At 64.5% G+C, this 26,826-nt stretch carries 26 protein-coding genes and 1 tRNA gene; 9 read left to right on the top strand and 18 right to left on the bottom strand.

From position 1 onward, the window contains the following. Positions 1 to 134: 134 nt before the first annotated feature. Positions 135 to 1,571 (bottom strand): NADP-dependent phosphogluconate dehydrogenase, encoded by a 1,437-nt coding sequence (gene gndA, locus QFZ30_RS07175; RefSeq protein WP_307074787.1) that lies wholly within the window; start codon positions 1,569 to 1,571, stop codon positions 135 to 137. A 285-nt stretch (positions 1,572 to 1,856) separates the two neighbouring features. Between gndA and QFZ30_RS07170 the strand changes: the two genes are divergently transcribed. Beyond that, positions 1,857 to 2,588 (top strand): FadR/GntR family transcriptional regulator, encoded by a 732-nt coding sequence (locus tag QFZ30_RS07170; RefSeq protein WP_307074785.1) that lies wholly within the window; start codon positions 1,857 to 1,859, stop codon positions 2,586 to 2,588. Between the two features lie 17 nt (positions 2,589 to 2,605). Here the strand turns inward: QFZ30_RS07170 and QFZ30_RS07165 are convergent, their stop codons facing one another. From QFZ30_RS07165 to QFZ30_RS07155, 3 genes are read right to left on the bottom strand one after another with little or no spacing between them, the layout of a single operon-like run. After that, positions 2,606 to 3,679, bottom strand: a complete 1,074-nt coding sequence (locus QFZ30_RS07165; RefSeq protein ID WP_307074783.1) for an L-idonate 5-dehydrogenase — start codon at positions 3,677 to 3,679, stop codon at positions 2,606 to 2,608. Further along, on the bottom strand, positions 3,679 to 4,449 hold the full coding sequence (locus QFZ30_RS07160) for an SDR family oxidoreductase (RefSeq protein ID WP_307074781.1): 771 nt from the start codon (positions 4,447 to 4,449) through the stop codon (positions 3,679 to 3,681). The genes QFZ30_RS07165 and QFZ30_RS07160 overlap by 1 nt, the downstream gene beginning before the upstream one ends. Then, positions 4,446 to 5,375 (bottom strand): NAD(P)-dependent oxidoreductase, encoded by a 930-nt coding sequence (locus tag QFZ30_RS07155; RefSeq protein ID WP_307074780.1) that lies wholly within the window; start codon positions 5,373 to 5,375, stop codon positions 4,446 to 4,448. The genes QFZ30_RS07160 and QFZ30_RS07155 overlap by 4 nt, the downstream gene beginning before the upstream one ends. A gap of 71 nt (positions 5,376 to 5,446) precedes the next feature. Here QFZ30_RS07155 and QFZ30_RS07150 point away from each other — a divergent pair, with 71 nt between their 5' ends. Beyond that, complete coding sequence (locus tag QFZ30_RS07150; protein WP_307074778.1) at positions 5,447 to 6,511, top strand: D-2-hydroxyacid dehydrogenase; 1,065 nt, start codon at positions 5,447 to 5,449, stop codon at positions 6,509 to 6,511. Positions 6,512 to 6,717: 206 nt separating this feature from the next. Here the strand turns inward: QFZ30_RS07150 and QFZ30_RS07145 are convergent, their stop codons facing one another. The 7 genes from QFZ30_RS07145 to QFZ30_RS07115 all read right to left on the bottom strand — a co-directional run bounded on the left by QFZ30_RS07145 (position 6,718) and on the right by QFZ30_RS07115 (position 11,806). Further along, entirely contained in the window at positions 6,718 to 8,067 is a 1,350-nt protein-coding gene (locus QFZ30_RS07145) for an MFS transporter (RefSeq protein ID WP_307074777.1), read from the bottom strand. Positions 8,068 to 8,219: 152 nt separating this feature from the next. Then, positions 8,220 to 9,017 carry an IclR family transcriptional regulator gene (locus tag QFZ30_RS07140; protein WP_307074775.1) on the bottom strand — a complete coding sequence of 266 codons (798 nt, stop codon included), beginning with the start codon at positions 9,015 to 9,017 and terminating at the stop codon, positions 8,220 to 8,222. A 276-nt stretch (positions 9,018 to 9,293) separates the two neighbouring features. Next, the gene (locus tag QFZ30_RS07135; protein ID WP_307074772.1) at positions 9,294 to 9,584 is read right to left on the bottom strand and encodes a hypothetical protein; all 291 of its coding nucleotides are present in this window, start codon (positions 9,582 to 9,584) and stop codon (positions 9,294 to 9,296) included. A gap of 211 nt (positions 9,585 to 9,795) precedes the next feature. Then, positions 9,796 to 9,871, bottom strand: a tRNA-Val gene (locus QFZ30_RS07130). Between the two features lie 88 nt (positions 9,872 to 9,959). Next, the gene (locus QFZ30_RS07125; protein WP_307074770.1) at positions 9,960 to 10,880 is read right to left on the bottom strand and encodes a Sir2 family NAD-dependent protein deacetylase; all 921 of its coding nucleotides are present in this window, start codon (positions 10,878 to 10,880) and stop codon (positions 9,960 to 9,962) included. 6 nt (positions 10,881 to 10,886) lie between these two features. After that, the gene (locus tag QFZ30_RS07120) at positions 10,887 to 11,390 is read right to left on the bottom strand and encodes a peroxiredoxin (protein ID WP_307074768.1); all 504 of its coding nucleotides are present in this window, start codon (positions 11,388 to 11,390) and stop codon (positions 10,887 to 10,889) included. Continuing rightward, positions 11,387 to 11,806, bottom strand: coding sequence for a DUF3052 domain-containing protein (locus QFZ30_RS07115; RefSeq protein WP_307074766.1), 420 nt, complete (start codon positions 11,804 to 11,806; stop codon positions 11,387 to 11,389). The genes QFZ30_RS07120 and QFZ30_RS07115 overlap by 4 nt, the downstream gene beginning before the upstream one ends. A gap of 398 nt (positions 11,807 to 12,204) precedes the next feature. On the opposite strand from QFZ30_RS07115, the gene aceE reads away from it, so the two are divergent. The 6 genes from aceE to QFZ30_RS07085 all read left to right on the top strand — a co-directional run bounded on the left by aceE (position 12,205) and on the right by QFZ30_RS07085 (position 20,246). Continuing rightward, positions 12,205 to 14,973, top strand: coding sequence for a pyruvate dehydrogenase (acetyl-transferring), homodimeric type (gene aceE, locus QFZ30_RS07110; RefSeq protein ID WP_307074764.1), 2,769 nt, complete (start codon positions 12,205 to 12,207; stop codon positions 14,971 to 14,973). 226 nt (positions 14,974 to 15,199) lie between these two features. Continuing rightward, positions 15,200 to 16,444, top strand: a complete 1,245-nt coding sequence (locus QFZ30_RS07105; protein ID WP_307074762.1) for a PucR family transcriptional regulator — start codon at positions 15,200 to 15,202, stop codon at positions 16,442 to 16,444. Between the two features lie 88 nt (positions 16,445 to 16,532). Beyond that, complete coding sequence (locus QFZ30_RS07100) at positions 16,533 to 17,462, top strand: ACP S-malonyltransferase (RefSeq protein WP_307074761.1); 930 nt, start codon at positions 16,533 to 16,535, stop codon at positions 17,460 to 17,462. Beyond that, positions 17,459 to 18,520 carry a beta-ketoacyl-ACP synthase III gene (locus QFZ30_RS07095; protein ID WP_307074759.1) on the top strand — a complete coding sequence of 354 codons (1,062 nt, stop codon included), beginning with the start codon at positions 17,459 to 17,461 and terminating at the stop codon, positions 18,518 to 18,520. Before QFZ30_RS07100 ends, QFZ30_RS07095 begins: the two co-directional genes overlap by 4 nt. A gap of 83 nt (positions 18,521 to 18,603) precedes the next feature. Beyond that, the gene (locus tag QFZ30_RS07090) at positions 18,604 to 18,849 is read left to right on the top strand and encodes an acyl carrier protein (RefSeq protein ID WP_306903669.1); all 246 of its coding nucleotides are present in this window, start codon (positions 18,604 to 18,606) and stop codon (positions 18,847 to 18,849) included. A 161-nt stretch (positions 18,850 to 19,010) separates the two neighbouring features. Next, positions 19,011 to 20,246, top strand: a complete 1,236-nt coding sequence (locus QFZ30_RS07085; protein WP_307074757.1) for a beta-ketoacyl-[acyl-carrier-protein] synthase family protein — start codon at positions 19,011 to 19,013, stop codon at positions 20,244 to 20,246. Positions 20,247 to 20,359: 113 nt separating this feature from the next. On the opposite strand, the gene QFZ30_RS07080 is transcribed toward QFZ30_RS07085, so the two are convergent. Then, the gene (locus QFZ30_RS07080; protein WP_307074754.1) at positions 20,360 to 20,863 is read right to left on the bottom strand and encodes a DUF3145 domain-containing protein; all 504 of its coding nucleotides are present in this window, start codon (positions 20,861 to 20,863) and stop codon (positions 20,360 to 20,362) included. A gap of 285 nt (positions 20,864 to 21,148) precedes the next feature. Here QFZ30_RS07080 and QFZ30_RS07075 point away from each other — a divergent pair, with 285 nt between their 5' ends. After that, positions 21,149 to 21,484 carry a hypothetical protein gene (locus QFZ30_RS07075; RefSeq protein ID WP_307074753.1) on the top strand — a complete coding sequence of 112 codons (336 nt, stop codon included), beginning with the start codon at positions 21,149 to 21,151 and terminating at the stop codon, positions 21,482 to 21,484. A gap of 24 nt (positions 21,485 to 21,508) precedes the next feature. Here QFZ30_RS07075 and QFZ30_RS07070 read toward each other — a convergent pair whose 3' ends face one another. From QFZ30_RS07070 to QFZ30_RS07045, 6 genes are all read right to left on the bottom strand, one after another. Continuing rightward, entirely contained in the window at positions 21,509 to 22,435 is a 927-nt protein-coding gene (locus tag QFZ30_RS07070) for a tyrosine recombinase XerC (RefSeq protein ID WP_307074751.1), read from the bottom strand. A 50-nt stretch (positions 22,436 to 22,485) separates the two neighbouring features. Beyond that, positions 22,486 to 23,670: a DNA-processing protein DprA gene (gene dprA, locus QFZ30_RS07065; RefSeq protein ID WP_307074749.1), complete on the bottom strand. Its 1,185-nt coding sequence runs from the start codon at positions 23,668 to 23,670 to the stop codon at positions 22,486 to 22,488. A gap of 12 nt (positions 23,671 to 23,682) precedes the next feature. Next, a complete protein-coding gene (locus tag QFZ30_RS07060; RefSeq protein ID WP_307074746.1) occupies positions 23,683 to 25,227 on the bottom strand; it encodes a YifB family Mg chelatase-like AAA ATPase in 1,545 nt (514 codons plus the stop codon). Continuing rightward, a complete protein-coding gene (locus QFZ30_RS07055) occupies positions 25,228 to 25,584 on the bottom strand; it encodes a YraN family protein (protein WP_307074744.1) in 357 nt (118 codons plus the stop codon). A gap of 121 nt (positions 25,585 to 25,705) precedes the next feature. Then, positions 25,706 to 26,032, bottom strand: coding sequence for a DUF2469 domain-containing protein (locus QFZ30_RS07050; RefSeq protein WP_056335405.1), 327 nt, complete (start codon positions 26,030 to 26,032; stop codon positions 25,706 to 25,708). Between the two features lie 54 nt (positions 26,033 to 26,086). Beyond that, a complete protein-coding gene (locus tag QFZ30_RS07045; protein WP_307074742.1) occupies positions 26,087 to 26,824 on the bottom strand; it encodes a ribonuclease HII in 738 nt (245 codons plus the stop codon). Positions 26,825 to 26,826 lie beyond the last annotated feature (2 nt).

Genomic DNA, 26,826 nt, shown 5'->3' with positions numbered 1-26,826 from the left:
CGGCAGTTCCCAGAGTATCCGGGAACGCCAACGGCCGGCAGTTCCCAGAGTATCCGGGAACGCCAACGGCCGGCAGTTCCCAGAGTATCCGGGAAGTGCCGGCCGCCGGTGTTGCGGCTTCGTGGAGCTGAGCCTTAGTGGGTGTCTACGGCTTCAATTTCGGACTTGTCCTCGCCCCACAGGGTGTGGAACGTGCCCTCGGCGTCGATGCGGCCGTACGTGTGGGCACCGAAGAGGTCACGCTGGCCCTGGATCACAGCGGCCGGCAGGCGCTTGCGGCGCAGGCCGTCGTAGTAGGCCAGCGAGGATGAGAACACGGGCACGGGGATGCCCAGCTGTACAGCGGTGGAGACCACGCGGCGCCAGGCCGGGAGGACCTCGGCGATGGCCTTGGTGAATGCCGGGGCGAACAGCAGGTTGGCCGGCTTGTCCTCCGCCGCGTAGGCCTTGGTGATTTCCTTGAGGAGCTCCGCACGGATAATGCAGCCGCCGCGCCACAGGGAGGCAATCTCGTCCAGCTTCAGGTCCCAGTTGTATTCCGTGGCCGCGGAGGTCAGCATGTCCAGGCCCTGCGCGTAGGAAACCAGCTTGGACGCATACAGTGCCTGGCGGACGTCTTCAACGAACGTTTCGGGAACGTCCACGATGATTTCCTCGCCGGCGAGCAGATCCTGGGCGAGCCTGCGCTGCTCTGCCTGGGAGGACAGCGCCCGCGCGAACACGGACTCGGCGATACCCGAGGTGGGCGAACCCAGCTCGAGGGCTGAGATGACCGTCCAGCGCCCGGTACCCTTCTGGCCTGCGGCGTCAACTACCACGTCAACGAACGGCTTGCCGGTCTTGGCGTCCACATGGCCCAGGACTTCGGCGGAAATCTCGATCAGGAACGAGGCCAGATCGCCCTTGTTCCACTCAGCGAAGATCTTGGACTGCTCAGCCGGCTCGATGCCCGCGCCGGAGCGGAGGAGATCAAAGGCTTCACCGATGACCTGCATGTCGGCGTACTCGATGCCGTTGTGGACCATCTTGACGAAGTGGCCAGCGCCGTCGGTTCCGATCCAGGCGCAGCAGGGCTGGCCGTCAACGTTCGCGGCGATCTTCTCGAGCAGCGGACCCAGTGCGTCGTAGGACTCCCTGGAGCCGCCCGGCATGATGGACGGGCCGTTGAGGGCTCCTTCTTCGCCGCCGGACACACCGATGCCGACGAAGTGCAGGTCCTTCTTCGCCAGCGCGGCCTCCCGGCGGCGGGTGTCCTCATAGTGTGAGTTGCCGGCGTCGATGATGATGTCGCCGGCTTCCAGCAGCGGTTCGAGCTGCTCAATGACCGAGTCAACCGGCTTGCCAGCCTTGACCATGATCAGCACGCGTCGCGGCTTCTCGAGGGAATCAACCAGTTCCTGGAGGGTTTCGGTCCGGACAAAGTCGCCGTCCGTGCCGTGCTTCTCGAGCAGTGCGTCAGTCTTCTCTACCGACCTGTTGTGAAGGGCGACGGTGAAGCCGTTCCGGGCCAGGTTGCGGGCCAGGTTGGCGCCCATCACCGCTAGGCCGGTGACACCGATGTGTGCTGACATCAAAACTCCAATTCATTTTTGTGCAACGTGTGTGCAATGGTTCCGCACTTCCTGCGGAACACGCTTTTAAGAACCAGTGGCTTTCAATAAACCATATGTATTTCCGCGGACTACAGGAAAGTGGTGCCCACTTGGTGGAAAGCTGCGCGTCACATTCAGTCTAGAATGTGTCGCCGCGCCCGTGGGACACCGGCCACGGCGCCGGCAGAGGCTTTCGTGGGCCAGCGTTGGTGGGCGGGCTCCCGCGGCCAACCGGCGGCAGCCGGTCCGATTATGCTTACCCCTATGTCAACCAGCCTCCACCACCGTGCCATTGAGAATCTTGGCACCAGGATCGTCGCCGGGGATCTTCCCACCGGCCACGTCGTGCTTGCCGAACAGCTGGAGGATGAGCTGAAGGTCTCCCGCTCCGTCGTCCGTGAGGCTGTACGCGTGCTGCAGTCCCTTGGCCTGGTTGAAACCATCAAACGCGTGGGGATCCGGGTCCTGCCGTCCAGCAACTGGAATCCCTTCGACCCCCAGGTGATCCGGTGGCGCCTCGCAGGCGAAGGCCGCGGTGCCCAGCTACGCTCCCTCGCCGAGCTGCGTTCCGCCGTCGAGCCTGTTGCCGCCGAGCTCGCGGCCCTGAACGCGCCGGCGGGACTCCGTCGCGAACTTGTGGAGATTTCGCACGCAATGCGTGACGCCGGCGAGGCAGGTGACGTGCCCAGGTTCCTGGAGCTCGATATCCACTTCCATTCCCTCCTCCTCTCCGGTTCGGGTAACGAGATGTTTGCCAACCTGATGGGCCAGGTGGCCGAGACCCTGACCGGACGAACTGTCCACGGCCTGATGCCCGACCACCCGCACGAGACAGCCCTGCAGTGGCACGTGGATGTGGCCGAGGCCATCGCAGCCGGTGATGGCCCCGCGGCCCGGGACGCGTCCAACCGCATCATGCGCCGTACCATGTCGGAAATGGAGAAGTCCTGGACCGAGCAGCCCCGGGTGTTCATTCCCGTCCGCCGCCAGCCGTAGTTGACCGCTGGCCGCAGTCAACTGACCGGCCGGAAGTCGAGCAGTACCTTCCCCGACTCTGCCGAGTTCCGTGCAACGCCGAAGGCCTCCAGCCCGCGGGCGAGGGGGAACTGGTGGGTGATGACGGGGTCGATGTGGAGGGAGCCGTCGGCGAGGGCGGCAATGACGTCGTCGATCTCGTCGTTGAAGCGGAAGGATCCCTGCAGTTCGAGTTCCCGGGTGATCGCCAGCGAGATGAATACGGGCTGGGGTCCGGAGGGCAGGAGTCCCACCATCACCACTTTGCCGCCTCGCACAGCGCCCTTGACGGCGGAGGCAAGGCCGTGATGATTGCCGGAGGATTCAATGACGACGTCGGCTTCAACCGCCGCGATAGCCTCGGCATCGCCGGCATTCAGGACCTCGTCCGCTCCCACGGCTCGGGCGATCTCCAGGGGTTTCGGGTGCATGTCCACCGCCACGATCCTGACTGCCCCGGCCCTTTTCAGGACCGCTACCGCCAGGGCACCGATGGGCCCGCAGCCGATCACCAAGGCTGTCTTGCCTGCCATGTCCCCGGCCCTGCCCACGGCGTGCCAGGCGACGCTGGCCGGCTCGATCAGGGCTGCCGTCCGCAGGTCCAGGGTCCCGGGCAGCTCCCGGAGCATCCGGGTGGGCAGGTTCACATAGCGGCTGAAGGCACCATCGGTGTGCGGGAACCGTGCTGCGCTGCCAAGGTACGTGCAGCCAGGGGACAGGTTAGGCCGGTCATCCGGGTAGCGCGCCGCCCCTGGTCCTGGGGTGGCCGGATGCACGGCCACCGGGGTGCCCGCTGCCGGGCCGCTGCCGTCCGCGGCCGCACTTGCCACCACGCCGGCGATTTCGTGGCCCAGCACCAGGGGTGCCTTCAGGACCGATTCGCCCGCCGCGCCGTGGAGCCAATAATGCAGGTCCGAACCGCAGATCCCGCCGTAACGGACCTCCACCACTGCTTCAGCGGCCGCCGGCGCCTTCAGCGGGAGGTCCTCGATGCGCAGGTCACCGGCCGCGTACGCCACTACTGCCGGCCCTGATGCCGGTAGCTGCACTTCCCGGATCTCTGACGAGGCCATCAGACCACCACCGTCATTCCGCCGTCGATGAAGATGGTCTGGCCGTTGACAAAGTCCGAGCCGTCGGAGGCAAGCCACACTGCCGGCCCCGCGAGGTCCTGGACGGTCCCCCACCGGTGGGCCGGGGTCCGACCCAGGATCCAGGAGTTGAACTGTTCATCGTCCACCAGGTTCTGGGTCATTTCGGTGTGGATGTAGCCCGGCGCGATGCCGTTGATCTGCAGGCCGGACGCCGCCCACTCCGCGGTCATGGCCCGGGTCAGGTTCCGCAGCCCGCCCTTCGCGGCGATGTACGGTGCGATGGTGGGACGGGCCAGGTCGGTCTGGACCGAGCAGATGTTGATGATCTTTCCGCGGCCGCGCGGGATCATGTGCCGTGCCGCCTCACGTCCTACCAGGAAGGCACTGGTCAGGTCCGTGGTGATGACCCGCTCCCAGTCCGCGACGTCCAGGTCCAGCATCGGCACCCGGTGCTGGACCCCGGCGTTGTTCACCAGGATCTCCAGCGGACCAACGTTCTCCTCCACCCACGCGATGCCCCGTGCGGCTTCAGCGTCGCTGGTGACATCAAACGCGCAGCTGCTGATCCGGCCTTCCGGATAGGCGGCGGCCATCTCCGCCTCGGCTGCCTGGAGGCGCTCCGGGTTGATGCCGTTCAGCACCACCGTGGCTCCGGCGTCGGCCAGTGCGCGGGCCAGGGCATTGCCTATTCCCCGGCTGGAACCGGTCACCAGGGCAACACGCCCGGTAAGGTCAAAAAGTGCACTCATGCTGAAACTGTCCCTCTCGTCACTGTGTCTGCGTTGCTGTCGCTGAGCTGTGAAATGGCCTTTCGGACCACTGCCAGGTCCTGGTCGCCGAGTCCCTGGCGCTTGACTTCAGCGTAAAGTTCGACGCCGGCAGCGGCCATGGGCACTGCTGCTCCTGCCGCGCGTGCAGAGTCCAGTACGAAAGAGAGGTCCTTGTGCATGAACTTGGCCGGGCCTGTGGGCGTGTAGTCCTTCCGGACCAGCCGCGGACCGACCATGTCCAGGACCTTGCTTCCCGCAAGGCCGCCGGACAGCACCTCAAACAGGACCCCAACGTCCATTCCCGAGCGTTCGGCGAGTTCAGCCGCCTCGGCGAGCGCCGCCGTCGTGGTTCCCACAATCAGCTGGTTGCACGCCTTGGCCAGTGAACCGGCTCCCAGGGGACCCATATGCCTCACAGTGGTTCCCATGACGGCCAGGAACGGCTCGAGCCTCAGGAAATCCTCAGCAGCGCCTCCGGCCATGATGGCCAGCGTCCCGTCGATCGCTCCCTTGGTTCCGCCGCTGACGGGCGCGTCCACTACAACCGCACGGCCGTGGCTGGCCTCCTGCACCCGATCCCCAAAGGCCTGGACCCCCGCGGGCGAGACACTGCTCATGACCACCACAGTGGTCTCAGCCCCGGGCGGCGTTTCGTCCCAGCTCTCCAGCAGTCCCCTGGACGCCGCCTCGATGAAGGACAGATCCGGCAACATAAACGCAATCACCGGCAGGTCGCGCATGGCAGCGACGTCCGGGGCAGCGCGTCCTCCGAGCCGCTCCAGCTCCTGCAGGGCCCCGGCCGAGCGGTTCCACGCCGTGACTTCCCAGCCGTCGCGGATGAGGTTGGCCGCCATGGGACCCCCCATCAGGCCCAGGCCCACAAAGCCCGCTCTTTTGTCTTCCACTTCTAGCCTCGCCTCACATCGCTGTGGTTAATCATTTCGAAATCTGTTCAATATCCTAACCTCTATTCAGTATGATGAACACTATGACGTCTGAAACCACCGTCGCGATCGCCGTCCCGCTCGAAGCAGAGCTGGTGGACCGCATCCGCGCCGTAGATCCCTCCGTTACTGTCCTTTACGATCCAGAACTGCTGCCCCCGGAACGCTTTCCGGCAGACCACTCCGGCGATCCTGACTTCAAGCGCACGCCGGAGCAGGAGGAACGGTACTGGACCATGCTGAACCGGGCCCAGGTGCTGTACGGCCTTCCAAACGAAAGCCCAGCGGGCCTTGCGCGGATTGCACGCGAAAACCCCCTGCTTCAGTGGGTGCACGCCATGGCCGCCGGAGCAGGCGGCGCTGTCAAGGCTTCCGGACTGGACCAGGAAAGCCTGCAGAAGTTCAAGGTCACCACCTCAGCCGGGGTGCACGCCCTTCCCCTGGCCGAATTTGCTGCACTCGGGATCCTCAACGGCTTCAAGCGCAGCGCGGAGCTGGCGCAGGACCAGGCCGCAAAGAAGTGGCCTGAACTGCGGACCCCCACCCGGCTGGTCAGCGGTTCCACCCTTGTGGTGACCGGACTCGGCGAAATCGGGCTGGAGACGGCCCGGATCGCCCGCGCGCTGGGCATGAAGGTCAGCGGCACCAAGAGGACCGTGGAGCCGATCGAAGGAATCGAGCAGGTCGCGGACAATGACGGCCTCCCCGGGTTGCTCGCCTCCGCCGACGCCGTGGTGAATACCCTGCCCGGCACCCCTTTTACGGAAAAGCTCTTCAACCGTGAGGTGTTTTCGGCCATGAAGCCTGGCACGGTGTTCGTGAACGTCGGCCGCGGCACCGTTGTGGACGAGGATGCCCTGCTGGAGGCCCTCGACAACGGCCAGGTCTCGTACGCCTGCCTGGACGTCTTCGCCGTGGAACCACTCCCCCAGGACAGCGCGCTGTGGAACCACTCCAGAGTCATGGTGTCACCGCACACCTCCGCGCTCAGCGCGGCGGAGAACCGCCTGATTGCCGAGCGCTTCTGCGGCAACCTCCGCACGTTCCTCGACGGCGGAGACCTGCCCCACCTCGTCGATACGGTCCATTTCTACTAAGTCCGCTTGCCCGTACCGCAGCCTGCGCCGCAGCTGCGCCGCAAGGCCCCCGGCCGGAGTTCCTGGAGACAGGGGCCTGGCTGGGGCCATTGTTGTGGACACAGCATCAATTGTGGACAGGGCTTCTGCGTCAGGCATCAGCCTCGGCACACAAGTAGGCGGCCTCCCCACGCCCGGGGAGGCCGCCTACTTGGAGTGACCACAGCTCAGCTTGCGTCCTCCACCAAGACAAGGTCGCGGCCGTTGGTCTCGGGGGTAAAGAACGTAGTGGCAAAGGAAATCGACGCCAGGATGAGCGAGTACAGGGCCGGAACGAGCCAGGAGTGGTTGGTAGCTGCGAGCAGTGCCACGCCAATCATCGGGGCGAAGCCACCGGCAAGAACCGCGGAGAGTTCGCGGCTCAGGGCCACTCCGGTGAACCGGTGCTGGGAGCCGAAAAGTTCCGGCAGCAGCGCGCACTGCGGGCCGAGCATGGACTGCACACCCAGGGCGATGCCCACCACCATGACCACCCACACGAGGGTGACGTTTCCGAGCGTGACCAGGTAGAACGCTGGCAGCGCGATGACTGCCTGGAAGAGCGCCCCGTAGCGGTAGACCGGGACGCGGCCGAACCGGTCGGACAAGGCGCCGAACGTGACCACCATAATGGCTGCGCATCCGGCGGCAATCAGGAGGCCTGTCGGGCCAATGAACTTGTCCCCGGGGAAGATGCCGGCAGGCAGGCTGATGAAGGAGACCAGCAGTGCGGAGTAGATTGATGAGTTTCCGTTTTCGCCCATGCGCAAGCCGATGCCGATGAGCACGTTCTTCTTGGAGTGCTTCCAGATCTGGCCCACCGGGTTCTTGACCACGGCCTTGTGCTTTTCGAGCTCCTGGAAGACGGGAGTCTCCTTGAGGCGGAGCCTGATGAAGACGGCGATGACGATAAGGATGACGCTGGCCAGGAAGGGCACTCGCCACAGCCAACCCTGCAGGACGGCCTTGTCAGCCAGTGCCATCAGGGCGAAAGTTCCAGCTCCCAGAAGTGTGCCCAGTTGGATGCCGACAAAAGGCAGTGCGGCAAAGAAACCACGACGGCGGCGCGGGGCCACTTCCGAGATCAGCGTGGTGGCGCCTGCCTGTTCGGCACCGGCACCCAGCCCCTGAAGGATACGCAGGGCCACCAGCATGACGGCACCGATCATTCCTGCCTGCTCAAAAGTGGGCAGGAGGCCGATGGCGAAACTGGCCATTCCCATCAGGCCGATAGTGAGGATGAGCACCATCTTCCGGCCGAAGCGGTCTCCGATGTAGCCGAACACCACTCCGCCAAACGGCCGGGCGGCAAAGCCCACGCCGTAAGTGGCGAAGGAAGCGATGACCGCGCCGCTTTCGCCCAGCGGCGAAAAGAAGAGCGGTCCAAAAATGAGAGCTGATGCCAGGCCATAGATATAGAAGTCGTAATACTCCAGTGCCGAGCCTACCGAGCTGGCAAGAGTTGCCCTTCGCAACTGCTCCGGATCGACGGCGGGGCCGTCCACGTCAAGCTGCGGTGATTTAGTACGAGTTGTCACAAGAACTCCCTTAGACACACTCCAGACCCCCGTTGGCCTGGTGGGATAGCGACGACACTTGTTGTGTGGATCACTATAGTGAACAGAGTACAGCAAGTTGAACACGCCGCCAACAGTCTTTTCGGGCGTCCCCGGCAGCCTAAAAGTGTTCGTCAGCCCATGGGATTTCCCAGCGAGCGGGCCAGTTCCTTCAACTCCTTCACCATTTGCGCACCCTGCTCAGCGGAATAGGTTGCCTTGAGCGCGGTCACTGACAGCCCCAAGCTGGGACCGTGTGCCCCGTGTGTAGGCACTGCAACAGCCAGGCAGACTACCCCGGTGGTGGATTCCTCATCTTCGAAGGCATAGCCCTGTCCGCGGATTGTCTCCAGCTGGGCCTTGAGCTCGGCGCCGGTGCGCAGCGACTTGGGGGTCATCACCGGAAGCTCGAGATCGTCCGGGAACATGGCTTCAATGTCGTGATGGTGTAGGCGTGCGATCAGCACCTTGCCTACAGCACACAGCGAGACGGGCATTTTGTCGCCGATGTTCGATGTGAGCCGGACGGCCGGATGACCCTCGTAGCGCGCCAGATAGATGACACTGGATCCGTCAAGCATGGCAATGCGGACCGTCTCGCCGGACAGAGTGGGAGCCTGTTCGCAGTAGCGGTAAAACTCCTGCACCTCATCGAGCCGGCTGAGGTAGGCGGCGCCAAGTTCAACCAGTTTTCGGCCCAGGGTGAACTCCGATCCCTGGCGATTGATGAGCCGCGCTTCTTCAAGAGCCAGGAGGAGGTTGGAGGTTGATGACTTCGGGATGCCCAGCTCCCGGGCAAGATCGCTCAAGGTCAGCCTTCCCGTGGGGGAGGTGGCAAGTGCCTCCATCACGGCAGCCGCCCTGGTGACAGCCGGCGCGGGTGAAGCGCTCCCCAGGCCATCGGAGGATCGGGATGTGCGGGAATCGGCCATGATTCTCCTCTAATCGGGGCAGGAATGCTGTACTGCATCCAAGCGTTCATTCCACTGAACACTAATCATCATAATGGTTATCTGCTTAACTGCGGCGTGGCGGCCATGTGAGCGTGCGCAATATTTGGTGCGGAAGCGTGGCGCGTTTTTTGTTTCCGGAAGTTCACGGTATATTCATTTCAGACCCTCCACCGCGGCATCCCCCAATAGTCGCGGTGGAGGGTTTTCCAATGCCCGGATTCAGGCGCGTCGCCTCATGATGACGCAACCCCGTCGTCAGGCCGCGTCTGCAGCGGAGTCCCGCAGCCTCCAGCCCCCGCCGAGACCGTCGCGCTCCAGCAGCATGGTGGTCAGCGCGGAGTTCACGTTACTTCCCAGCCGTACTTGGACCTGCAGGACCTCCACGTCCACGCGGCTGAGCCCCTTGGGCATACGGCGTTGGGCTTCCCACCAGCTCACCCGCTCAAACCACGTGACCGGCTCGGCACCCACCGACCATTCCCTTCCGTTGCTGACCACCGCCGTCGGCGTTCCGTTAAGGGCCGTCCTGACCACCACATGTTCCATGACGGAAACACTAGGCGGGGGCTCCGACAATAAAGGGCCGGCGGCCGTTCGCCTCAGGAGGAGGCATGCTGGCTTCAACTCCCCAAGTAATTAGCAGTAAGTGTCGTTTTGAAGGCTCAAAACGACACTTACTGCTACTCAGTTGGGCCTGAGCGCAGCGAAAACCCCGCCGCTCCTGGCCAAAAGCACCGGGAACAGCGGGGTTTTCGTTTGGTGGGTCCTACCGGGATCGAACCGATGACATCCACGGTGTAAACGTGGCGCTCTACCAGCTGAGCTAAAGACCCAAAGTGCTGATCTGCGCGTTTCCGCGCTTGAACCAACGAACATAGACTTTACCCGACCTCCGGGACCAAACGCCAATCGGAAGAGGAATCAAAGGTCCGGCAGCTCGGCGGCAAGCCAGCTCAAGGATTCACTGACACCAGCAGCGAGCTTGATCGTGGCCCGGTCATCCCCGCGGGTTCCCCCCCGGTTAATGATCACCACGGGTTTGCCGTCCCTTGCGGCGTGCCGGACGAATCTCAGGCCACTCATTACCGCGAGCGAAGAACCGGCCACCAGCAACGCTCCGGCGTCATCCACCATGGCGTAGGACCGTTCAACACGTTCTATGGGTACGTTTTCACCGAAATAGACAAAGTCGGGCTTCAGTGTCCCGCCGCAGGCAGGGCAGACGGCGACAATAAAGCTGCTGATCAGTGCCTGGTCATCAACGGTGGAGTCGGCATCGGGCGCCATTTCCACAAGTCCGGATTCCGTGGCCCGCTCCAGGAAGCCCGGATTGAGCTCTTCGAGCATCCCGGCCAGGAGGCGGCGGGAGTAAGTCCGCCGGCAGTCCAGGCACACCACTTGGTCGTAGCGGCCATGGAGGTCCACGACATTGAAGCTGCCAGCATCCTCGTGCAGCCGGTCCACATTCTGCGTGATCAGGCCAGAGAGCAGCCCCCGTCGCTCCATTTCAGCCGCTGCACGATGCCCCTGATTCGGGTCGGCATGCCGCAGGTGTGACCAGCCCACATGGTTCCGCGCCCAATAGCGCCGGCGGTTGGCGGCGTCCCGAATGAACTCCTGGTACGTCATGGGTGAACGGGGCGCGGAACCGGGCCCGCGGTAGTCCGGAATACCTGAGTCTGTGCTCAACCCGGCGCCGGTCAGGAGCGCAAGGCGCGTACCTGCGAGTAGATTCCTGATCCTGACCAGGACTTCAAGATCCTCGTCCGACAGAGTGGCAGGGTTGACAGCCGGCATGCTGGCAAAGCCCGTCAGGCCGACGCCATGCCGTTGCTGTTCCATTCGGCGTCAGGCCCGTTCCAGGCCCGCCAGAGCGTCTCGGTACTCAGACAACTCACGTGCCTGTCCACGAGGATTCACCACAACGTAGCGGATGATTCCGGCCGCGTCGATGATGAACGTTCCACGCCGTGCCATTCCGCTCTCCGGATCGAAGACACCGTAGGAACTGGCCACGGCCCCGTGCGGCCAGAAATCGGCCAGCAGGTCGAAGCCGTACCCTTCCTTCTCCGCGTAGGCGCGCAGGCTGAACTTACTGTCGACCGAAATGGCCAGGACCGTGGCATTGGCGTCCTCAAAAGACGCCAGGTTGTCCCGGATTTCACACAGTTCGCCAGTGCAGATGCCGGAAAACGCAAAGGGGTAGAACACCACCACAACGTTTTGCCCACGGAACGAAGACAACCGGACAGGCTCACCGAACTGGTTGGAGAGTTCAAAATCAGGCGCGGCCGACCCGACGGCGGGTATAACTGCCAGATCGGCAGCCGTCCCGGCGAGGGCTGCAGTCACTTGTTTTTCCTGGTCACCAGCCGCGTTGCGCTCCAGTCCTTGGAGACGCCCACCGACGTGGTGCAGTGAAGCCCGGCCGTAGGGGCGGCTTCCTGGATTTCGGCTGGTGATACGTAACCGGCACGGCCGGATTTCGGTGTCAGCACCCAGACCACGCCGCCTTCACCCAACGTGGTCAGCGAATCGACCAGGGTGTCAACAAGGTCGCCATCACCGTCGCGCCACCAGAAGATGACGGCGTCCACAACGTCATGATCGTCCTCATCAAGGAGCTCGGAACCCGTAAGTTCCTCAATATCGTCACGTAAGTCGAAATCGACGTCATCGTCGTAACCGAACTCCTGAATCAGATCCCCGTTTTTGAAACCCAATTTTTCCGCCACATTTACCGAAGTGGCGGCGTCGGCCTCGCTCACGTGTTCCTCCAATGCCTAATACATGCAGTGCGCATAGTGATGTCCATTACTCCAAGCCAACACCCTTTGTGCCTGCGCTTCAAGCTGCCCGCCCCGCGATCCGCCATATTCTGCGTCACACTGGCACCGGCAACCCGCATCGCAGCGGCTTTTCGTCACACAACCAGTATGACGGCGAAATACAACCGGGGTGCCACGGACGCGGCTACGCATCGCGCAGCGCTCAGAGCTAGAGTGGCTGATGACAACTATGCCTGCGGGGCGACCGCCCTGGAACTCAAGGCAGACATAGGCGTGATAGGACCCTGCCCGGCGCACATGACCGGGCTGTTGTAACCGATACGTCGCACACGTCGCATTTATGCCGGACAGTCACCCTGCCCGGCATAAGGGTGACGATGCATGCGCGCAAAGAGAGGTTGGACGTGGCTGCAGGAGAAGATACCTCCCATATCCTCAGCGGGTTGACTGACCAGCTGCCTGATCGTGATCCGGAAGAGACCGCCGAGTGGGTCGAGTCCCTGGATTCACTGATCAGGGAACAGGGCACGGAACGTGCCCAATACATCATGCGGAGCCTGTTGCAGCGCGCTGGCGCGCAAAGCGTCGGCGTGCCGATGGTGACCACCACGGATTACGTGAACACCATCCCGGTGGACCAGGAAGCTGAGTTCCCCGGCAACGAGGAGTTTGAGCGCCGCTACCGGGCGTACATGCGCTGGAACGCGGCCGTGATGGTGCACCGGTCCCAGCGGCCCAATATCGGCGTGGGCGGACACATCTCCACCTACGCCGGCGCCGCGACGCTGTATGAGGTGGGCTTCAACCACTTCTTCCGCGGCAAGGACCACCCCGGCGGCGGTGACCAGGTCTTCTTCCAGGGCCATGCCTCCCCCGGAATGTACGCCCGCGCCTTCATGGAAGGCCGCCTGTCCGAGGAGGACCTTGACGGGTTCCGGCAGGAGAAATCCCGCGAGGGCCACGCCCTGTCCTCCTACCCGCACCCGCGGCTCATGCCTCACTTCTGGGAATTCCCCACCGTGTCCATGGGCATCGGCCCGATGAACGCGATCTACCAGGCCCAGTCCAACCGGTACCTGCATAACCGCGGACTGAAGGACACTTCCGACCAGCAGGTCTGGGCGTTCCTGGGCGACGGCGAAATGGACGAGCCCGAGTCCCGCGGCCTGCTCCAACTCGCCGCGAACGAGAACCTCGACAACCTGAACTTCGTGATCAACTGCAATCTCCAGCGCCTGGACGGTCCGGTCCGCGGCAACGGCAAAATCATGCAGGAACTCGAGGCGTTCTTCCGCGGAGCGGGCTGGAACGTGATCAAGGTCGTCTGGGGCCGGGAATGGGACGAACTGCTCACCAAGGACACCGACGGGTCCCTGGTCAAGATCATGAACGAGACCCTGGACGGCGACTACCAGACCTACAAGGCCGAATCCGGCGGGTTCGTCCGTGAGCACTTCTTCGGCAAAACGCCGCAGACCAAGGACATGGTCGCTGACCTGGACGATGACCAGATCTGGAACCTCAAACGCGGCGGCCACGACTACCGCAAGGTCTACGCCGCGTACAAGGCGGCGACCGAATTCAAGGGCAAGCCCACCGTGATCCTGGCCAAAACGGTCAAGGGCTACGGACTCGGACCGCACTTCGAAGGCCGCAACGCCACCCACCAGATGAAAAAACTCACCCTGGATGACCTGAAGAAGTTCCGCGACCACCTGCGGATCCCGGTCACTGACGAACAGCTGGAAAGGGATCCGTACCAGCCGCCGTACTTCCATCCCGGCACCGATGCCCCGGAAATCGCGTACATGATGGAGCGCCGCGCCGCCCTCGGCGGGGCCGTGCCCGAACGCCGCTCCAAGCACCAGGAAATCACGCTGCCGGATGCGGCAACCTATGAGGTCGCCAAGCGCGGCTCCGGCAAACAGCAGGCTGCCACCACCATGGCGTTCGTCCGGCTGCTCAAGGACCTCATGCGGGACAAGAACTTCGGCAAGCACATCGCCCCGATCATCCCGGATGAGGCCCGGACCTTCGGCATGGACGCGTTCTTCCCCACGGCGAAGATCTACAACCCCAAGGGCCAGAACTATCTCTCCGTGGACCGGGACCTGGTCCTGGCTTACAAGGAATCCGCCCAGGGCCAGCTGATCCACCCCGGCATCAACGAAGCCGGTGCCGTCGCGGCGTTCACCGCCGCCGGCACCGCCTACGCTACCCACGGCGTGCCGCTGGTTCCGGTCTACGTGTTCTACTCCATGTTCGGCTTCCAGCGCACCGGCGACGCCTTCTGGGCCGCCGCGGACCAGATGACCCGCGGCTTCATCATCGGCGCCACTGCAGGACGGACCACCCTCACCGGCGAAGGACTCCAGCACGCTGACGGCCACTCCCCCATCTTGGCCGCCACCAACCCCGCCGTGGTCACCTACGACCCCGCGTACGGCTACGAAATGGGCCACATCATCCGCGATGGCATCGAGCGGATGTACGGCCCTGACTCGACGGACCGGAACCTGATGTACTACATCACGGTCTACAACGAGCCGATCACCCAGCCGGCCGAACCCGACGAACTGGACGTTGAGGGCGTCATCAAGGGCATCTACCTCCTCGCCCCGGCGAAGATCGACGGACCCAGGACCCAGATCCTGGCCTCCGGCGTCTCGGTCCCGTGGGGAATCGAGGCCCAAAGGCTCCTGGCAGAGGACTGGGGCGTTTCAGCCGACGTCTGGTCTGTCACGTCCTGGAACGAGCTGCGCCGCGACGGCATGGCAGCAGAGGAAGAAGCGTTCCTCAATCCCGGACAGCCCGCACGTGTTCCGTTCGTCACCCAGCAGCTCGCAGGCGCCACCGGACCCATCGTGGCCGTCTCGGACTACATGAAAGCCGTCCCCGACCAGATCCGCCAGTTCCTGCCCAACGAATTCGCCTCCCTCGGCGCCGACGGCTTCGGCTTCTCCGACACCCGCGCCGCAGCACGCCGCTTCTTCAAGAACGACATCCACTCCATCGTGGTCCGTTCCTTGGAGATGCTGGCACGCCGCGGCGAGGTAGATGCCCACGCCCCGATCAAGGCAATTGAGAAGTACCGGCTGCACAACGTCAACGCCGGTTCCACCGGTAACGCCGGCGGCGAATCCTGACCCACCCCTCGCTGAGTTTTTATCCAGATAACGCCTTCAAATAAGGCCGGAAGGCACGTTAGCTGGACAAAAAATCTCATTGGGGCATAACGACGACGGCGGCCCTCACCGAAATGGTGAGTGCCGCCGTCGTCGTTTCTTCAGCGGGACAATGTCACGCACCGGAGAGCGACTTGTAGCCTTTGCACAAATGGAGCTTGGCGGCAAGGCACCGTATGCTCAAAGGATGCCAGAGCCAACCACCCCGCCTGTGAAGCGCAAGCCCACCTCGCGCAGCATGACGCCGGAGAAATCCGAAACCCTGAAAAAGCTCCGGGCGAATGTGGGTCAGCTCTCAACCACCACCATGCGCCAGCTGGAAAAATCGCTGCCTTGGTACAGCCGGCTCAGCTCCGACGAGCGGTCCGCACTGGGCATGGTGGCCCAGAACGGCATTGCCGCATTTGTCACCTGGTACGAACGCCCCAGCTCGCCGTCGTGGATCCTCTCGGATGTATTCGGCACCGCTCCCACCGAGCTGACCCGGTCCATCAGCCTGCAGAAGGCCCTCCAGCTCATCCGGATCGTGGTTGAAGTGGTGGAGGACCAGGTCCCTGTCATCGCCCCCGAAGCTGACCAGCCCTCGCTTCGGGAGGCAGTACTGCGATACTCGCGGGAAGTTGCCTTCGCCGCCGCGGATGTTTATGCCAGGGCAGCCGAATCCCGCGGATCGTGGGACACAAGGCTGGAAGCACTGATCGTGGACGCCATCCTGCGCGGGGAGAACACGGATGCACTGCGGTCCAGGATCGCAGCCTTGGGTTGGAAAGCCCAGGAACGGTTCACCGTAATGGTGGGGAATTCGCCCTCTGAACCCAGCGCAAGTTATGTCAGCGAACTCCGCCGCATGGCCGGACGCTATGCCGAGGACGCGCTCGTGGGGATCCAGGGCGACAGGCTGATCCTGATCCTCGGAGGTGTCCAGGACCGCGAATCGGCATACCTGAAGCTGAGCGAGATGTTCGCGCCCGGACCCGTTGTCTACGGGCCGGAAGCCAGTTCCCTGCTTGAGGCGAGCGGGTCCGCCCAGTCAGCTTTTGCCGGCCTGACGGCCGCCCGCGCCTGGCCCTCGGCTCCCCGGCCCGTGGCCGCGGACGACCTGCTGCCGGAGCGCGTCATCTCCGGCGACGACGCGGCACGCCGCTCGCTGATCAAGAACATTTACCGTCCGCTCCTGGCAGCCTCCAATGGGCTCGTCGAGACCCTGGGCACTTACCTTGAACTGGGGCACTCCCTTGAGGCGACAGCGCGCGAACTCTTCGTCCATGCCAACACCGTGCGGTACCGTCTGAAGCGGGTCTGTGACGTCACCGGCTGGGATCCGCTCCTGCCCCGGGAGGCCTTTGTGCTTCAGGCGGCGCTGGTTGTCGGCCGGCTTTCGGTACCTCCGAAGGCTCCCGCGGAGCGTCATCCGGCGCGGAACCAGACCTGAGGCGTTGTAGACTTCCTACAACCTGACCCGTTGAGCTTGGTGCAGAGAAACACCGCTGGATCACACAGTAGTTTGGAAAGCTGGATACGTGCTTGCAATAGTCTGCCCTGGACAGGGCTCACAGACCCCGGGTTTTCTGGCCCCTTGGCTTGAACTGCCCTCAGTAGCAGGCCAGCTGGCCTCGCTGAGCGAAATCGCAGGCATCGACCTGACGGCCCACGGGACCACCTCGGACGAGGAAACCATCAAGGACACTGCGGTTGCGCAGCCCCTCATAGTTGCCGCGGGCCTGGTGGCGGCAAAGTCGTTGTTCGACGTTGAGCTCAGCTCGCTGCCAGTCATTCTCGCCGGGCACTCGGTCGGTGAGATCACAGCGTCCGCGCTGGCGGGTGTCCTCAGCGAAGAGGAAGCGATGACCTTCGTCCGCGAGCGTGCCAACAGCATGGCCACGGCAGCTGCTCTGACACCGACCGGCATGAGCGCCGTGGTGGGCGGCGACCCCGCCGAGGTCCTGGCTGCAATCGAGGCCTCGGGGGCAACACCGGCCAACGTCAATGGCGCCGGGCAGACAGTGGCCGCCGGAACCTTTGAACAGCTTCAGTCGCTGGCAGACAATCCCCCAGCCAAGGCAAGGGTCATTCCCCTCAAGGTGGCCGGCGCCTTCCACACGGCCCACATGGCCCCCGCTGCCACCGCACTCGAAACGCTGAAGCCGGAACTCAAGCCACAGAAGCCGCAGGTCCCCCTGCTGTCCAACTTCGATGGCCGCGAGGTCACCGACGGCGCCGCTGCAGTGGACAGCCTGATTGCCCAGGTCTCCCGCCCGGTCCGCTGGGACCTGTGCATGGAAACCCTCGCGCAGCGCGGCGTTACCGGTGTGATCGAGCTGGCTCCGGCCGGTACCCTGGCCGGCCTTGCCAAGCGCGGGATGCCTGGCGTCAAAACGGTCGCCGTCAAGACGCCGGACGACCTCACTGCCGCACTGGCACTCTTCGCAGAATTGGAGGGAACCGCATGAGCGTTCCCACGCTGAAACAGGCTCCCGTCCAAGAGAACACCCGCATCCTTGGCATCGGCGCCTACCGCCCTGACATCATCGTCACCAACGACGACGTCTGCCAGTGGATTGATTCCTCAGATGAGTGGATCCGCCAGCGTACCGGCATTGTGACACGCCACCGCGCCCCCGCCGATGTCAGCGTGATTGACATGGCCGAAGGCGCAGCGCTGGAGGCCCTGCAGAAGGCAGGCATCGAAGCCTCGCAACTGGGCGCCGTCATAGTCTCCACTGTCACGCACCCCTACGCCACGCCGTCGGCAGCAGCCAGCCTGGCTGACCGGCTCGGCGCCACGCCCGCTCCCGCCTTTGATATCTCTGCCGCCTGTGCCGGGTACTGCTACGGCATCGCCCAGGGCGATGCTCTGGTCCGTTCCGGTGCGGCCGAATACGTCCTGGTGGTGGGAGCGGAGAAGCTTTCAGACGTCATCGACAACCATGAGCGGACCATTTCGTTCCTGCTCGGCGACGGCGCCGGTGCAGTAGTGATCGGCCCCTCCGACACCCCCGGGATCGGTCCTTCCGTGTGGGGTTCGGACGGCAGCAAGTGGGATGCCATCGGGATGACGCGCTCCATGCTTGACGTCCGCGATCTCAGCACGTCCGCCCGCCAGGCCGACGAATCCGACGACCAGGCCATCATTTCCGCCGCGCAGGACCTCTGGCCCACGCTCCGCCAGGACGGGCAGACCGTCTTCCGCTGGGCTGTGTGGGAAATGGCGAAGGTGGCCCAGCAGGCCCTGGACGCCGCCGGGATCCAGGCGGAAGACCTTGTGGCCTTCATCCCCCACCAGGCCAACATGCGCATCATCGACGAGATGGTGAAGAAGCTGAAGCTGCCCGAAACCGTCACCGTGGCCAGGGACATCGCCGACGCCGGCAACACCTCAGCTGCTTCCATCCCCCTGGCCACCCACCGCCTGCTCGAGGAAAACCCCGGGCTGAGCGGTGGACTCGCGCTCCAGATCGGCTTCGGCGCCGGCCTGGTCTTCGGCGCCCAGGTAATCGTCCTTCCCTAGGAACGCCCCAACCACAGGCCGCATCCGCGGTCTGCACCGTTTCCGGCAGCCCCTGCCGGCAATAACAAGAAAAGGAGCCATCAATGGCTAGCAACGAAGAGATCCTGGCCGGCTTGGCTGAAATCGTCAACGAAGAGACCGGCCTGGCCCCCGAGGCTGTGGAGCCTGACAAGTCCTTCACCGAGGACCTGGACATCGACTCCATTTCAATGATGACCATCGTGGTCAACGCTGAAGAGAAGTTCGGCGTGCGCATCCCCGACGAAGAGGTCAAGAACCTCAAGACCGTGGGCGACGCCGTCAGCTTCATCGCCGGAGCCCAGGCCTAGCCAAGGCCCCAGCCACTTTACGGCTGGCTGGACTGCCGGTGCGGACATTTCACCGGACCGGCAGTCCACCGCATCCCCCGGCAGTCAGATGCCGCACACCCCACACGCGGGACCCGCCGGAGAATACCGGCACGGCCTGCCCACCGACAGAGAGTGATCCCATGACACGCAAAGTAGTCATAACCGGTCTGGGTGCCACCACGCCCATCGGCGGCGACGTACCCACTATGTGGACGAACGCGCTCAAGGGGGTCTCCGGTGCCCGCACCCTGGAGGACGACTGGGTTGCCAAGTATGAGCTTCCTGTCCACTTTGCCGCGCGTTGCAGCACGCCCGCCCTTGAAGTCCTGGGCCGCGTCGAGGCGAAGCGGATGGATCCGTCCACCCAGTTCGGCGTGATCGCCTCCCGCGAGGCATGGGCGGACTCCGGCATCACGGAGATCGACCACGACCGCCTTGCTGTTGCCTTCGCCACCGGCATCGGCGGCGTCTGGACGCTCCTGGACGCGTGGGACACACTGAAGGAAAAGGGCCCCCGCCGTGTACTCCCCATGACGGTGCCCATGCTGATGCCCAACGGCGTCGCGGCGGCCGTCAGCCTTGACCTTGGTGCACGCGCCGGCGCCCACACCCCTGTTTCCGCCTGCGCTTCGGGCACAGAGGCCCTCCACCTGGGCCTGGACCTGATCCGCTCCGGCAAGGCCGACGTGGTCATGTGCGGGGGCGCCGAGGCGGCCATCCACCCCATGCCCCTTGCGGCGTTTGCCTCGATGCAGGCCCTCTCACGCCGGAACGAGGACCCCCAGGGCGCCTCACGCCCCTACGACCTGGGCCGCGACGGCTTTGTGATGGGTGAAGGCGCCGGTGCGCTGGTCCTCGAAGCGGAGGAGCATGCGCTGGCCCGCGGTGCCCGCATCTACGGCGAACTGGCCGGCACGTCTGTCACAGCGGACGCCTACCACATCACTGCCCCGGACCCCGAAGGCCTCGGTGCAACCCGTGCCTTGAAGGCAGCCATGTTCGACGGCCGGATCCAGGCCGACGACGTCGTGCATGTCAATGCTCATGCAACATCCACGCCCGTGGGCGACAAGCCCGAGTACACGGCGCTCCGCGCGGCCCTGGGGACCCACATCGATCACGTGGCGGTCTCCGCAACGAAGTCGCAGATGGGCCACCTCCTGGGCGCCTCAGGCGCCGTAGAGGCAGTCCTCACAGTGCTGGCCGTCTATGAACGCAAGGCTCCGGTCACCATCAACCTGGAAAACCAGGATCCGGAGATCCCGCTCGACGTCGTCACCTCCGCCCGCGAGCTGCCTGCCGGCAACATCGTGGCACTGAGCAACTCGTTCGGCTTCGGCGGCCACAACGCCGTCATCGCTGTACGGAGCATCTAGCCCCAGCGAAGTAACAGTATAAAGGAGGCCCCGCCGACGGCGGGGCCTCCTTTACTGCTATGGAGCGGCACATCCTTACATGAGGACAGGTGCGGATGCGTCGAAGGTTGGGGTCAGCCCACCTGGTGCAGCCAGCGCACCGGGGCACCCTCGGCAGCGTGACGGAATGGTTCGAGCTCCTCGTCCCACGCCTCGCCGAGCGCCAGCGAGAGTTCATGATAGACGGCGGACGGGTCGCCGGCGCCGGACTCGTAGGCGTAGCGGATCCTGTCTTCCGAGACCATGATGTTGCCGTGCACGTCCGTCACGGCATGGAAGATGCCCAGCTCGGGAGTGTGCGACCAGCGGCCACCATCAACTCCCTGACTGGGTTCCTCGGTGACTTCATAGCGGAGGTGTGCCCAGCCGCGAAGCGCGGACGCCAGCTGGGACCCGGTTCCGGGTGTACCCGTCCAGGAGAGCTCCGCCCGGAACATTCCGGGCGCGGCAGGCTGAGGGGTCCACTCAAGATCCGTCCGCTTGTCCACGACGGATCCAATGGCCCATTCAACATGCGGGCACAATGCGGTAGGGGCCGAGTGAACGAACAACACACCGCGGGTCATTGCAACAGACATTCCATCCTCCATAGCTGTAGGTACGTCTTCCCCAACGACCTCTGCCTGGATGGAACTGTGCTGTGCCGTATCCCTACGACGCCGGTACTCCCTGCCTGATTATTAAGCTGTGTCCGGACTTGCGGTGATGCGTGAAGCGATGAGCTTCAAGCAAAACTTGAAAGTTGCCGGACTTGAGTCTTATTGTGCCGTACGCCGCCTAATTACGCCAGTGCAATTCGTCACGTCCCGTCCTCAGGGAGAATTGCGTGGGACGGGGTCTCTCGAAATGGCTCCGGATGTACCATGGCGATGCTCGCCCGCGTTCTCTTCATACAGGAGCTCGCTGATCGCCTGCGTGGGACGGGTGTGGTGATGAACGCCGCACCCGGACCTGTTCAAGCACACGGCTCTCTCCACGACGTCGGCGGCCCATTCCGCTGGATGATGAGCACGTTCGGCAGTTCCGCCGAGAAGGCAGCCGGCTCCGTCATCTGGCTCGTGAGCTCCGCCGAGGCTGGGGCGGTCTCCGGCAGCTTCTGGGCGAAGCAAAAGCAGCTGCCGACGCCCGGCATGGGTTCGGATCCGGAAGCAGGGAAGCGGCTGTGGTACGAGTGCGAGCGCCTGTCGAAGCCCCTATGAGAAGGACATGAGCGTGCGATGGTGTCAGGCCCGTGGATGTGCCTGCTGATAGCTCTTCCTGAGCCGGTCCACTGACACATGGGTATAGATCTGGGTAGTGGCCAGGCTGCTGTGCCCCAGGATTTCCTGCACGGCCCTCAGGTCCGCGCCGCCGTCCAGCAGGTGTGTTGCCGCTGAGTGCCTCAGCGCGTGCGGCCCGGTGGCGGAGGTGTCACCGAGTGCCTCAAAGACGTCTTTCACCACGGCCCGGACCTGCCGCTGGTCCACCCTGTTGCCCCGGGATCCCAGGAAGAGGGCGGTTCCGCTGTGTTCCTTGGCCAGCATTGGCCTGCCCCGCCGGAGCCAGTCGTCGACGGCGACAGCAGCCGGGACACCATAGGGAACTGTCCGTTCCTTGTTGCCCTTGCCGATCACGCGCAGGGTGCGGCGGTCCGGGTTGAGGTCGTCCACATCCATGCCGGCGAGTTCTCCGACCCGCAGTCCGGTCGCATACAGAAGCTCCACCATGGCCCGGTTGCGTACGGGCAAGGGCGCCCCTTCGGCGGCCGCTTCCGCCAGTCCGCCGAGCAATCTGGTGAGCTGCTGTGACTGCAGAACCCCTGGCAACGATTTTTCCCTCCTCGGAGCCCTGAGCCGCAGCGCCGGATCGGTTCCGATGAGGTCTTCCCGCATAGCCCAGGCGGTGAAGGACCGCGCCGTGGCCGATCTCCGGGCAAGGGTGGAGCGGGACATCCCTGCCTGGTTTTGCGCCCCGAGCCAGCGCCGCAGGGTCCCAAGCTCAAGACCGGGCAGCTCAATGATGCCTTCGGACGCGGCGTACTCCAGGAGGCTTCGAAGGTCTGAGAGGTAGGCACGCAGTGTGTGCGCCGACCTGGCCCGCTCACCTTCCAGATATCTGCCAAAGCCACCGAGTGCCTGCTCCAGCGCCGGGGGCAGTTCCTGATTGTCCACTCTCCTACTTTCCCAGCATTTGGCCCGCAATCACGCAAGGGACACAGGAACTAACCTGATTCCTTGGCCCGCTTCCAGCCTCCCCGCTCCCACGCGGCAAGCCCGAGCAACCCCAGCCTGCCCAGGCCCGCGCGCACGGATTCCTGGCTGAGCCCGGCGACAGCACAAAGTTTGTCTACGGAGCTCGTGGACCTTAGCGGCAGGGCGTCGAGGAGGATCAGATCCTCAAGGGTCAGTCCGTCGTGGGCGGCTGCGTGCCCGCCCCGGGTCTCGGTCAGGGCTTCCCCGCTGGGCGACGCCAGCTCGGCGATTTCGGCGGCATCAGTGACGCAGACGGCTCCACCGTCCCGGAGCAGCCGGTGGCAGCCCGCCGAATTGGCGCTGTGTACGGAGCCGGGAACAGCGCCCACCGCACGCCCCAGCATCTCCGCATGATGCGCGGTGTTCAGCGCACCGGAACGCCAACGGGCTTCCACTACCACCGTCACTGCGGACAGGGCGGCTATGAGTCTGTTGCGCTGCAGGAAGCGGTAGCGGGTGGGGGCAGATCCCGGTGGAACCTCCGCCATCAGCGCACCCTGGTTGCAGACGGCACGCAGGAGGTCCTCGTTGCCGGAGGGATAGAAACGATCCACGCCGCCTGCCATAACCGCAATAGTGGGCACTGCCGCCGAACCCCCGGCCAGGGCTGCCCTGTGGGCGTGGGCATCAATGCCGTATGCCCCGCCCGACACCACCGTGAAGCCACGCTGTGCCAGTGAATACGCAAGGTCCCCCGTCACGGAAGCACCGTAGCTGGTGCTGTCGCGGGACCCCACCAGGGCCACGCATTGCGCGGCGGGCGGCAGTTGCTGTTCCAGGCCCCGCCACCAGAGGCAGATGGGTTCCTGGATGCCAAGGTCGGCGAGCTGAGCGGGCCACAGTTCGTCCGATGGAACTATCAACCGGCCGCCGAGACGCGCCATGGTGGCCAGGTCCCGCTCAGGGGCGAGGTCGGGGATGCGCGGAGCCCAGCGCTTCAGTGCTGCAGCCATACCGGCCCAGCTGGTTCCGGCACCGTTGTCCGCCAGCAACCCCGTGATTTCCTGCTCCAGCTCCGGGCCTGCAGTCAACTGTCCGGTGGCGATCCTCAAGGCATCTGTGCCTCCCACAGCACGAACCAGGGCAAGGCCCGCGGCGTCCTGGGGTTCCATCAGTCGTGACAGTGCAGCGCGGGCAATCCTTTCGTTGTCCATGTGTGTCTTCCTTCACGCCGCTGCCGAGGCAGCCTGCCGGAGGCTCAGCGCCTGTCCGATGTCGTTTGTGTCCGGTCTGTCGCGATGCGCAAGGTCGGCCAGCGTCCAGGCCAGGCGCAGCACCCTGTCGTAACCGCGTGCCGTCAGCACACCCCGCTCGAGCGAATGGTCGAGGATCTTGGTGGAGGCTGACGGGAGCCGGAGATCACCGCGCAGGATCCGCCCCGGCACCTGCGAGTTGGTTTCCAGGCCCAGGGTCTGCAGCCGTTCGGTCTGGCGGCGGCGGGCATCGCGTACACGCTGCGCTACGGATGCCGTGTCCTCTTCGGAGCCCGCCTGGCCGAAGTCGGCCAGGGAGACGCGCTCCACCTGGAGTTGGATATCCACCCGGTCCAGCAAGGGTCCTGACATCCTTGCGAGGTATCGGCGCCGCATCATGGGAGTGCAGGTGCAGTCCAGCCCCTTGCCTGACGCCTTGCCGCAGGGGCACGGGTTTGCAGCGAGGACCAGCTGAAACCGGGCCGGATAGGCAGCAGTTCCCGCGGAACGGTGAATGACCAGTTCCCCGCTCTCCAACGGCTGGCGGAGGGCATCCAGGACACGGCGTTCATATTCGGGTGCCTCGTCAAGGAACAGGACTCCACGGTGGGCCCTTGACGCTGCACCCGGGCGGGGAAGCCCTGACCCGCCGCCAATGATGGCGGCAGCCGTGGCCGAGTGATGCGGGTTTTCAAAGGGCGGCCGCCGCAGGAGCTGGACAGCAGAGGATGGCAGGCCGCAGAGCGAATGTATGGCGGTGACTTCCATGGCCTCGTTGTCCGCGAGGTCCGGCAGGAGCCCCGGCAGCCTCTCTGCGAGCATGGTCTTGCCTGCGCCGGGCGGCCCTGTCAGAAGCAGGTGATGGGCTCCCGCCGCAGCCACTTCCAGCGCCCGCCGGGCGTCGCCTTGGCCCGACACGTCAGCCATGTCGGGTATTGTCTGGATGCCCGCTGCAGCGTCCCCGAGGTCGGCCTCTTCCTCTGGCTCGAAGTCCAGCGCCAGTTCCTGCGGGTCGGCACCGAAATCGAGGGCAAGGCGGGCGAGGGTGCGGTAACCCCTGACGTTGGCTCCGGGTACCAAGGAAGCTTCGGCCAGGTTGGCCTGCGCCACCACGACCTCGGGGTAACCGGCCTGTACAGCTGCCATCACTGCCGGCAGAATGCCCCGTACCGGCCTGAGCCGGCCGTCCAGCCCGAGTTCAGCAATGAAGACCGTCCGCTCAGTGGGCCGGATGTCATTCGCCGCCCGCAGCACGGCCATAGTGACGGCCAGGTCAAAACCGGAACCACGCTTAGGCAGGGACGCAGGGATCAGGTTGGCCGTGATTTTTCTCCGGCTCAGCGGGATCCCTGAGTTTTTCGCGGCGGAACGGATTCGCTCCTTGGCCTCGTTCAGTGCCGCATCGGGCAGACCCAGGATCACAAAAGCGGGCAGGGTCTGTCCGATGTCGGCCTCGACCTCCACGATGTACCCGTTCAGCCCCACGAGTGCCACCGAGTAGGTCCGGCCCAATGCCATCTACCCCACCCCCTTGAGGTGTTCTACCCGGGGCTCTCCGCCGCCGTCGTCAACCACGGCGATGACGTCCACGCGCCGCAGCGGCATCCGCAGCTCCCGGTCCCGGCACCACGCCGATCCGAGCCGATGCAGGCGCGCCAGCTTTTCGGGCCCCACCGCTTCAAACGGATGCCCGTAGTCCAGGGAGCGGCGGGTCTTCACCTCGGCAATGACAAGGACATCGGCGTCCAGGGCCACGATGTCAATTTCGCCGTCCGGGCAGCGCCAGTTGCGTTCCACCACCAGCATGCCCAGCGATTCAAGATATCCGGCGGCGAGCTCCTCGCCGCGACGGCCCAACAGGTCTTTGGATTTCATATCTACCTCCGCGACCAGCCTGCAGGGACAGGGGCACAGAGGACAGGGACCTAATTCCCTATGTGAGTAACTCGGCTACGGAGGGTCCTATGTGGAGGAGCAGTCAACCGGCAGACCGACATCAGTTACCGAGGTCAACGTCCTTGGGCAGCGCCAGTTCCTCGTTGCGCGGAAGCTCTTCAACGTTGACGTCCTTGAAGGTGAGGACCCGGACACTCTTGACGAAGCGTGCCGAGCGGTAGACGTCCCAGACCCACGCGTCTTGCAGCGTCAGGTCGAAGTAGACCTCGCCGTCGGCGCTGCGGGCCTGCAGGTCAACGTGGTTGGCCAGGTAGAAGCGCCTTTCGGTCTCGACAACGTAGCTGAACAGCCCGACAACATCGCGGTACTCGCGGTAGAGCTGCAGCTCCATGTCGGTTTCGTAGTTTTCAAGGTCCTCAGCACTCATGCTTCCATCTTGCACCATCCAGCGGGCTGCAGGAGCCACGACCAGAGCCAGGAATCAGAGTTCGCCGCCGAGGAGGTTCCAGCTCACCCGGTGGTAGGGCGTGGGCCCGGCCGCGCGGAGCACGTCACGGTGGAACGCCGTGGCATATCCCTTGTTGACGTCCCAGCCGAACTCCGGGTATTCAACGTGCAGTTCGCGCATCCGCTGATCGCGTTCCACCTTGGCAATCACACTGGCTGCCGCGACGCTCAGGCACTGCATGTCTGCTTTGATGCGGGTATGAACCGGGGCGTCGCATCCGGGATCCGTGGCCGTCTGATCGAAAAGGGAGAGCTGCTCCGCCGGCGAGAGCCAGTTGTGGCTGCCATCCAGCAGCACCATGTCCGGGGTGACCCCTGCGGCAAGGATGTCCGACCATGCGCGTGTACCGGCCAACCGAAGGGCCGCGATAATGCCCAGCGTGTCGATCTCCTGCGCCGAGGCGTGCCCCACTGCCGAGGCGACACTCCAGCTCCTGACCAACGGCTCGAGACGCTCCCTCTCGGCAGGGTTGAGCAGCTTGCTGTCCCGCACGCCGGACAGCGGCTTCTGGGTGTGGAGGTCGACGACGGCGATCCCCACGCTCACGGGTCCGGCTAAGGCGCCTCGGCCCACTTCGTCGACACCGGCAAGGTAGCGGGCGCCCCGCTCTTTGAAGGTCCGCTCAAAGCGGAGGGTGGGAGCCTTGGAGCGGACGCCGGTAGCCGGGCGGGCCGCAGCCTTGGCAGGGACGGCCGGTACTGCTGTGGACATGG

Source organism: Arthrobacter pascens, from assembly GCF_030815585.1.
In the GTDB taxonomy this organism is placed as follows: domain Bacteria; phylum Actinomycetota; class Actinomycetes; order Actinomycetales; family Micrococcaceae; genus Arthrobacter; species Arthrobacter pascens_A.
This window is presented reverse-complemented; position numbering and strand designations above follow the sequence as displayed.

What these genes read in the sequence shown, in the direction of transcription:
- gndA (WP_307074787.1), bottom strand. Translation starts at nt 1,571, where the DNA reads ATGTCAGCACACATCGGTGTCACCGGCCTAGCGGTGATGGGCGCCAAC.
- QFZ30_RS07170 (WP_307074785.1), top strand. Translation starts at nt 1,857, where the DNA reads ATGTCAACCAGCCTCCACCACCGTGCCATTGAGAATCTTGGCACCAGG.
- QFZ30_RS07165 (WP_307074783.1), bottom strand. Translation starts at nt 3,679, where the DNA reads ATGGCCTCGTCAGAGATCCGGGAAGTGCAGCTACCGGCATCAGGGCCG.
- QFZ30_RS07160 (WP_307074781.1), bottom strand. Translation starts at nt 4,449, where the DNA reads ATGAGTGCACTTTTTGACCTTACCGGGCGTGTTGCCCTGGTGACCGGT.
- QFZ30_RS07150 (WP_307074778.1), top strand. Translation starts at nt 5,447, where the DNA reads ATGATGAACACTATGACGTCTGAAACCACCGTCGCGATCGCCGTCCCG.
- QFZ30_RS07140 (WP_307074775.1), bottom strand. Translation starts at nt 9,017, where the DNA reads ATGGCCGATTCCCGCACATCCCGATCCTCCGATGGCCTGGGGAGCGCT.
- QFZ30_RS07135 (WP_307074772.1), bottom strand. Translation starts at nt 9,584, where the DNA reads ATGGAACATGTGGTGGTCAGGACGGCCCTTAACGGAACGCCGACGGCG.
- QFZ30_RS07125 (WP_307074770.1), bottom strand. Translation starts at nt 10,880, where the DNA reads ATGGAACAGCAACGGCATGGCGTCGGCCTGACGGGCTTTGCCAGCATG.
- aceE (WP_307074764.1), top strand. Translation starts at nt 12,205, where the DNA reads ATGCATGCGCGCAAAGAGAGGTTGGACGTGGCTGCAGGAGAAGATACC.
- QFZ30_RS07105 (WP_307074762.1), top strand. Translation starts at nt 15,200, where the DNA reads ATGCCAGAGCCAACCACCCCGCCTGTGAAGCGCAAGCCCACCTCGCGC.
- QFZ30_RS07095 (WP_307074759.1), top strand. Translation starts at nt 17,459, where the DNA reads ATGAGCGTTCCCACGCTGAAACAGGCTCCCGTCCAAGAGAACACCCGC.
- QFZ30_RS07090 (WP_306903669.1), top strand. Translation starts at nt 18,604, where the DNA reads ATGGCTAGCAACGAAGAGATCCTGGCCGGCTTGGCTGAAATCGTCAAC.
- QFZ30_RS07085 (WP_307074757.1), top strand. Translation starts at nt 19,011, where the DNA reads ATGACACGCAAAGTAGTCATAACCGGTCTGGGTGCCACCACGCCCATC.
- QFZ30_RS07080 (WP_307074754.1), bottom strand. Translation starts at nt 20,863, where the DNA reads ATGTCTGTTGCAATGACCCGCGGTGTGTTGTTCGTTCACTCGGCCCCT.
- QFZ30_RS07075 (WP_307074753.1), top strand. Translation starts at nt 21,149, where the DNA reads ATGGCGATGCTCGCCCGCGTTCTCTTCATACAGGAGCTCGCTGATCGC.
- dprA (WP_307074749.1), bottom strand. Translation starts at nt 23,670, where the DNA reads ATGGACAACGAAAGGATTGCCCGCGCTGCACTGTCACGACTGATGGAA.
- QFZ30_RS07060 (WP_307074746.1), bottom strand. Translation starts at nt 25,227, where the DNA reads ATGGCATTGGGCCGGACCTACTCGGTGGCACTCGTGGGGCTGAACGGG.
- QFZ30_RS07055 (WP_307074744.1), bottom strand. Translation starts at nt 25,584, where the DNA reads ATGAAATCCAAAGACCTGTTGGGCCGTCGCGGCGAGGAGCTCGCCGCC.
- QFZ30_RS07050 (WP_056335405.1), bottom strand. Translation starts at nt 26,032, where the DNA reads ATGAGTGCTGAGGACCTTGAAAACTACGAAACCGACATGGAGCTGCAG.
- QFZ30_RS07045 (WP_307074742.1), bottom strand. Translation starts at nt 26,824, where the DNA reads ATGTCCACAGCAGTACCGGCCGTCCCTGCCAAGGCTGCGGCCCGCCCG.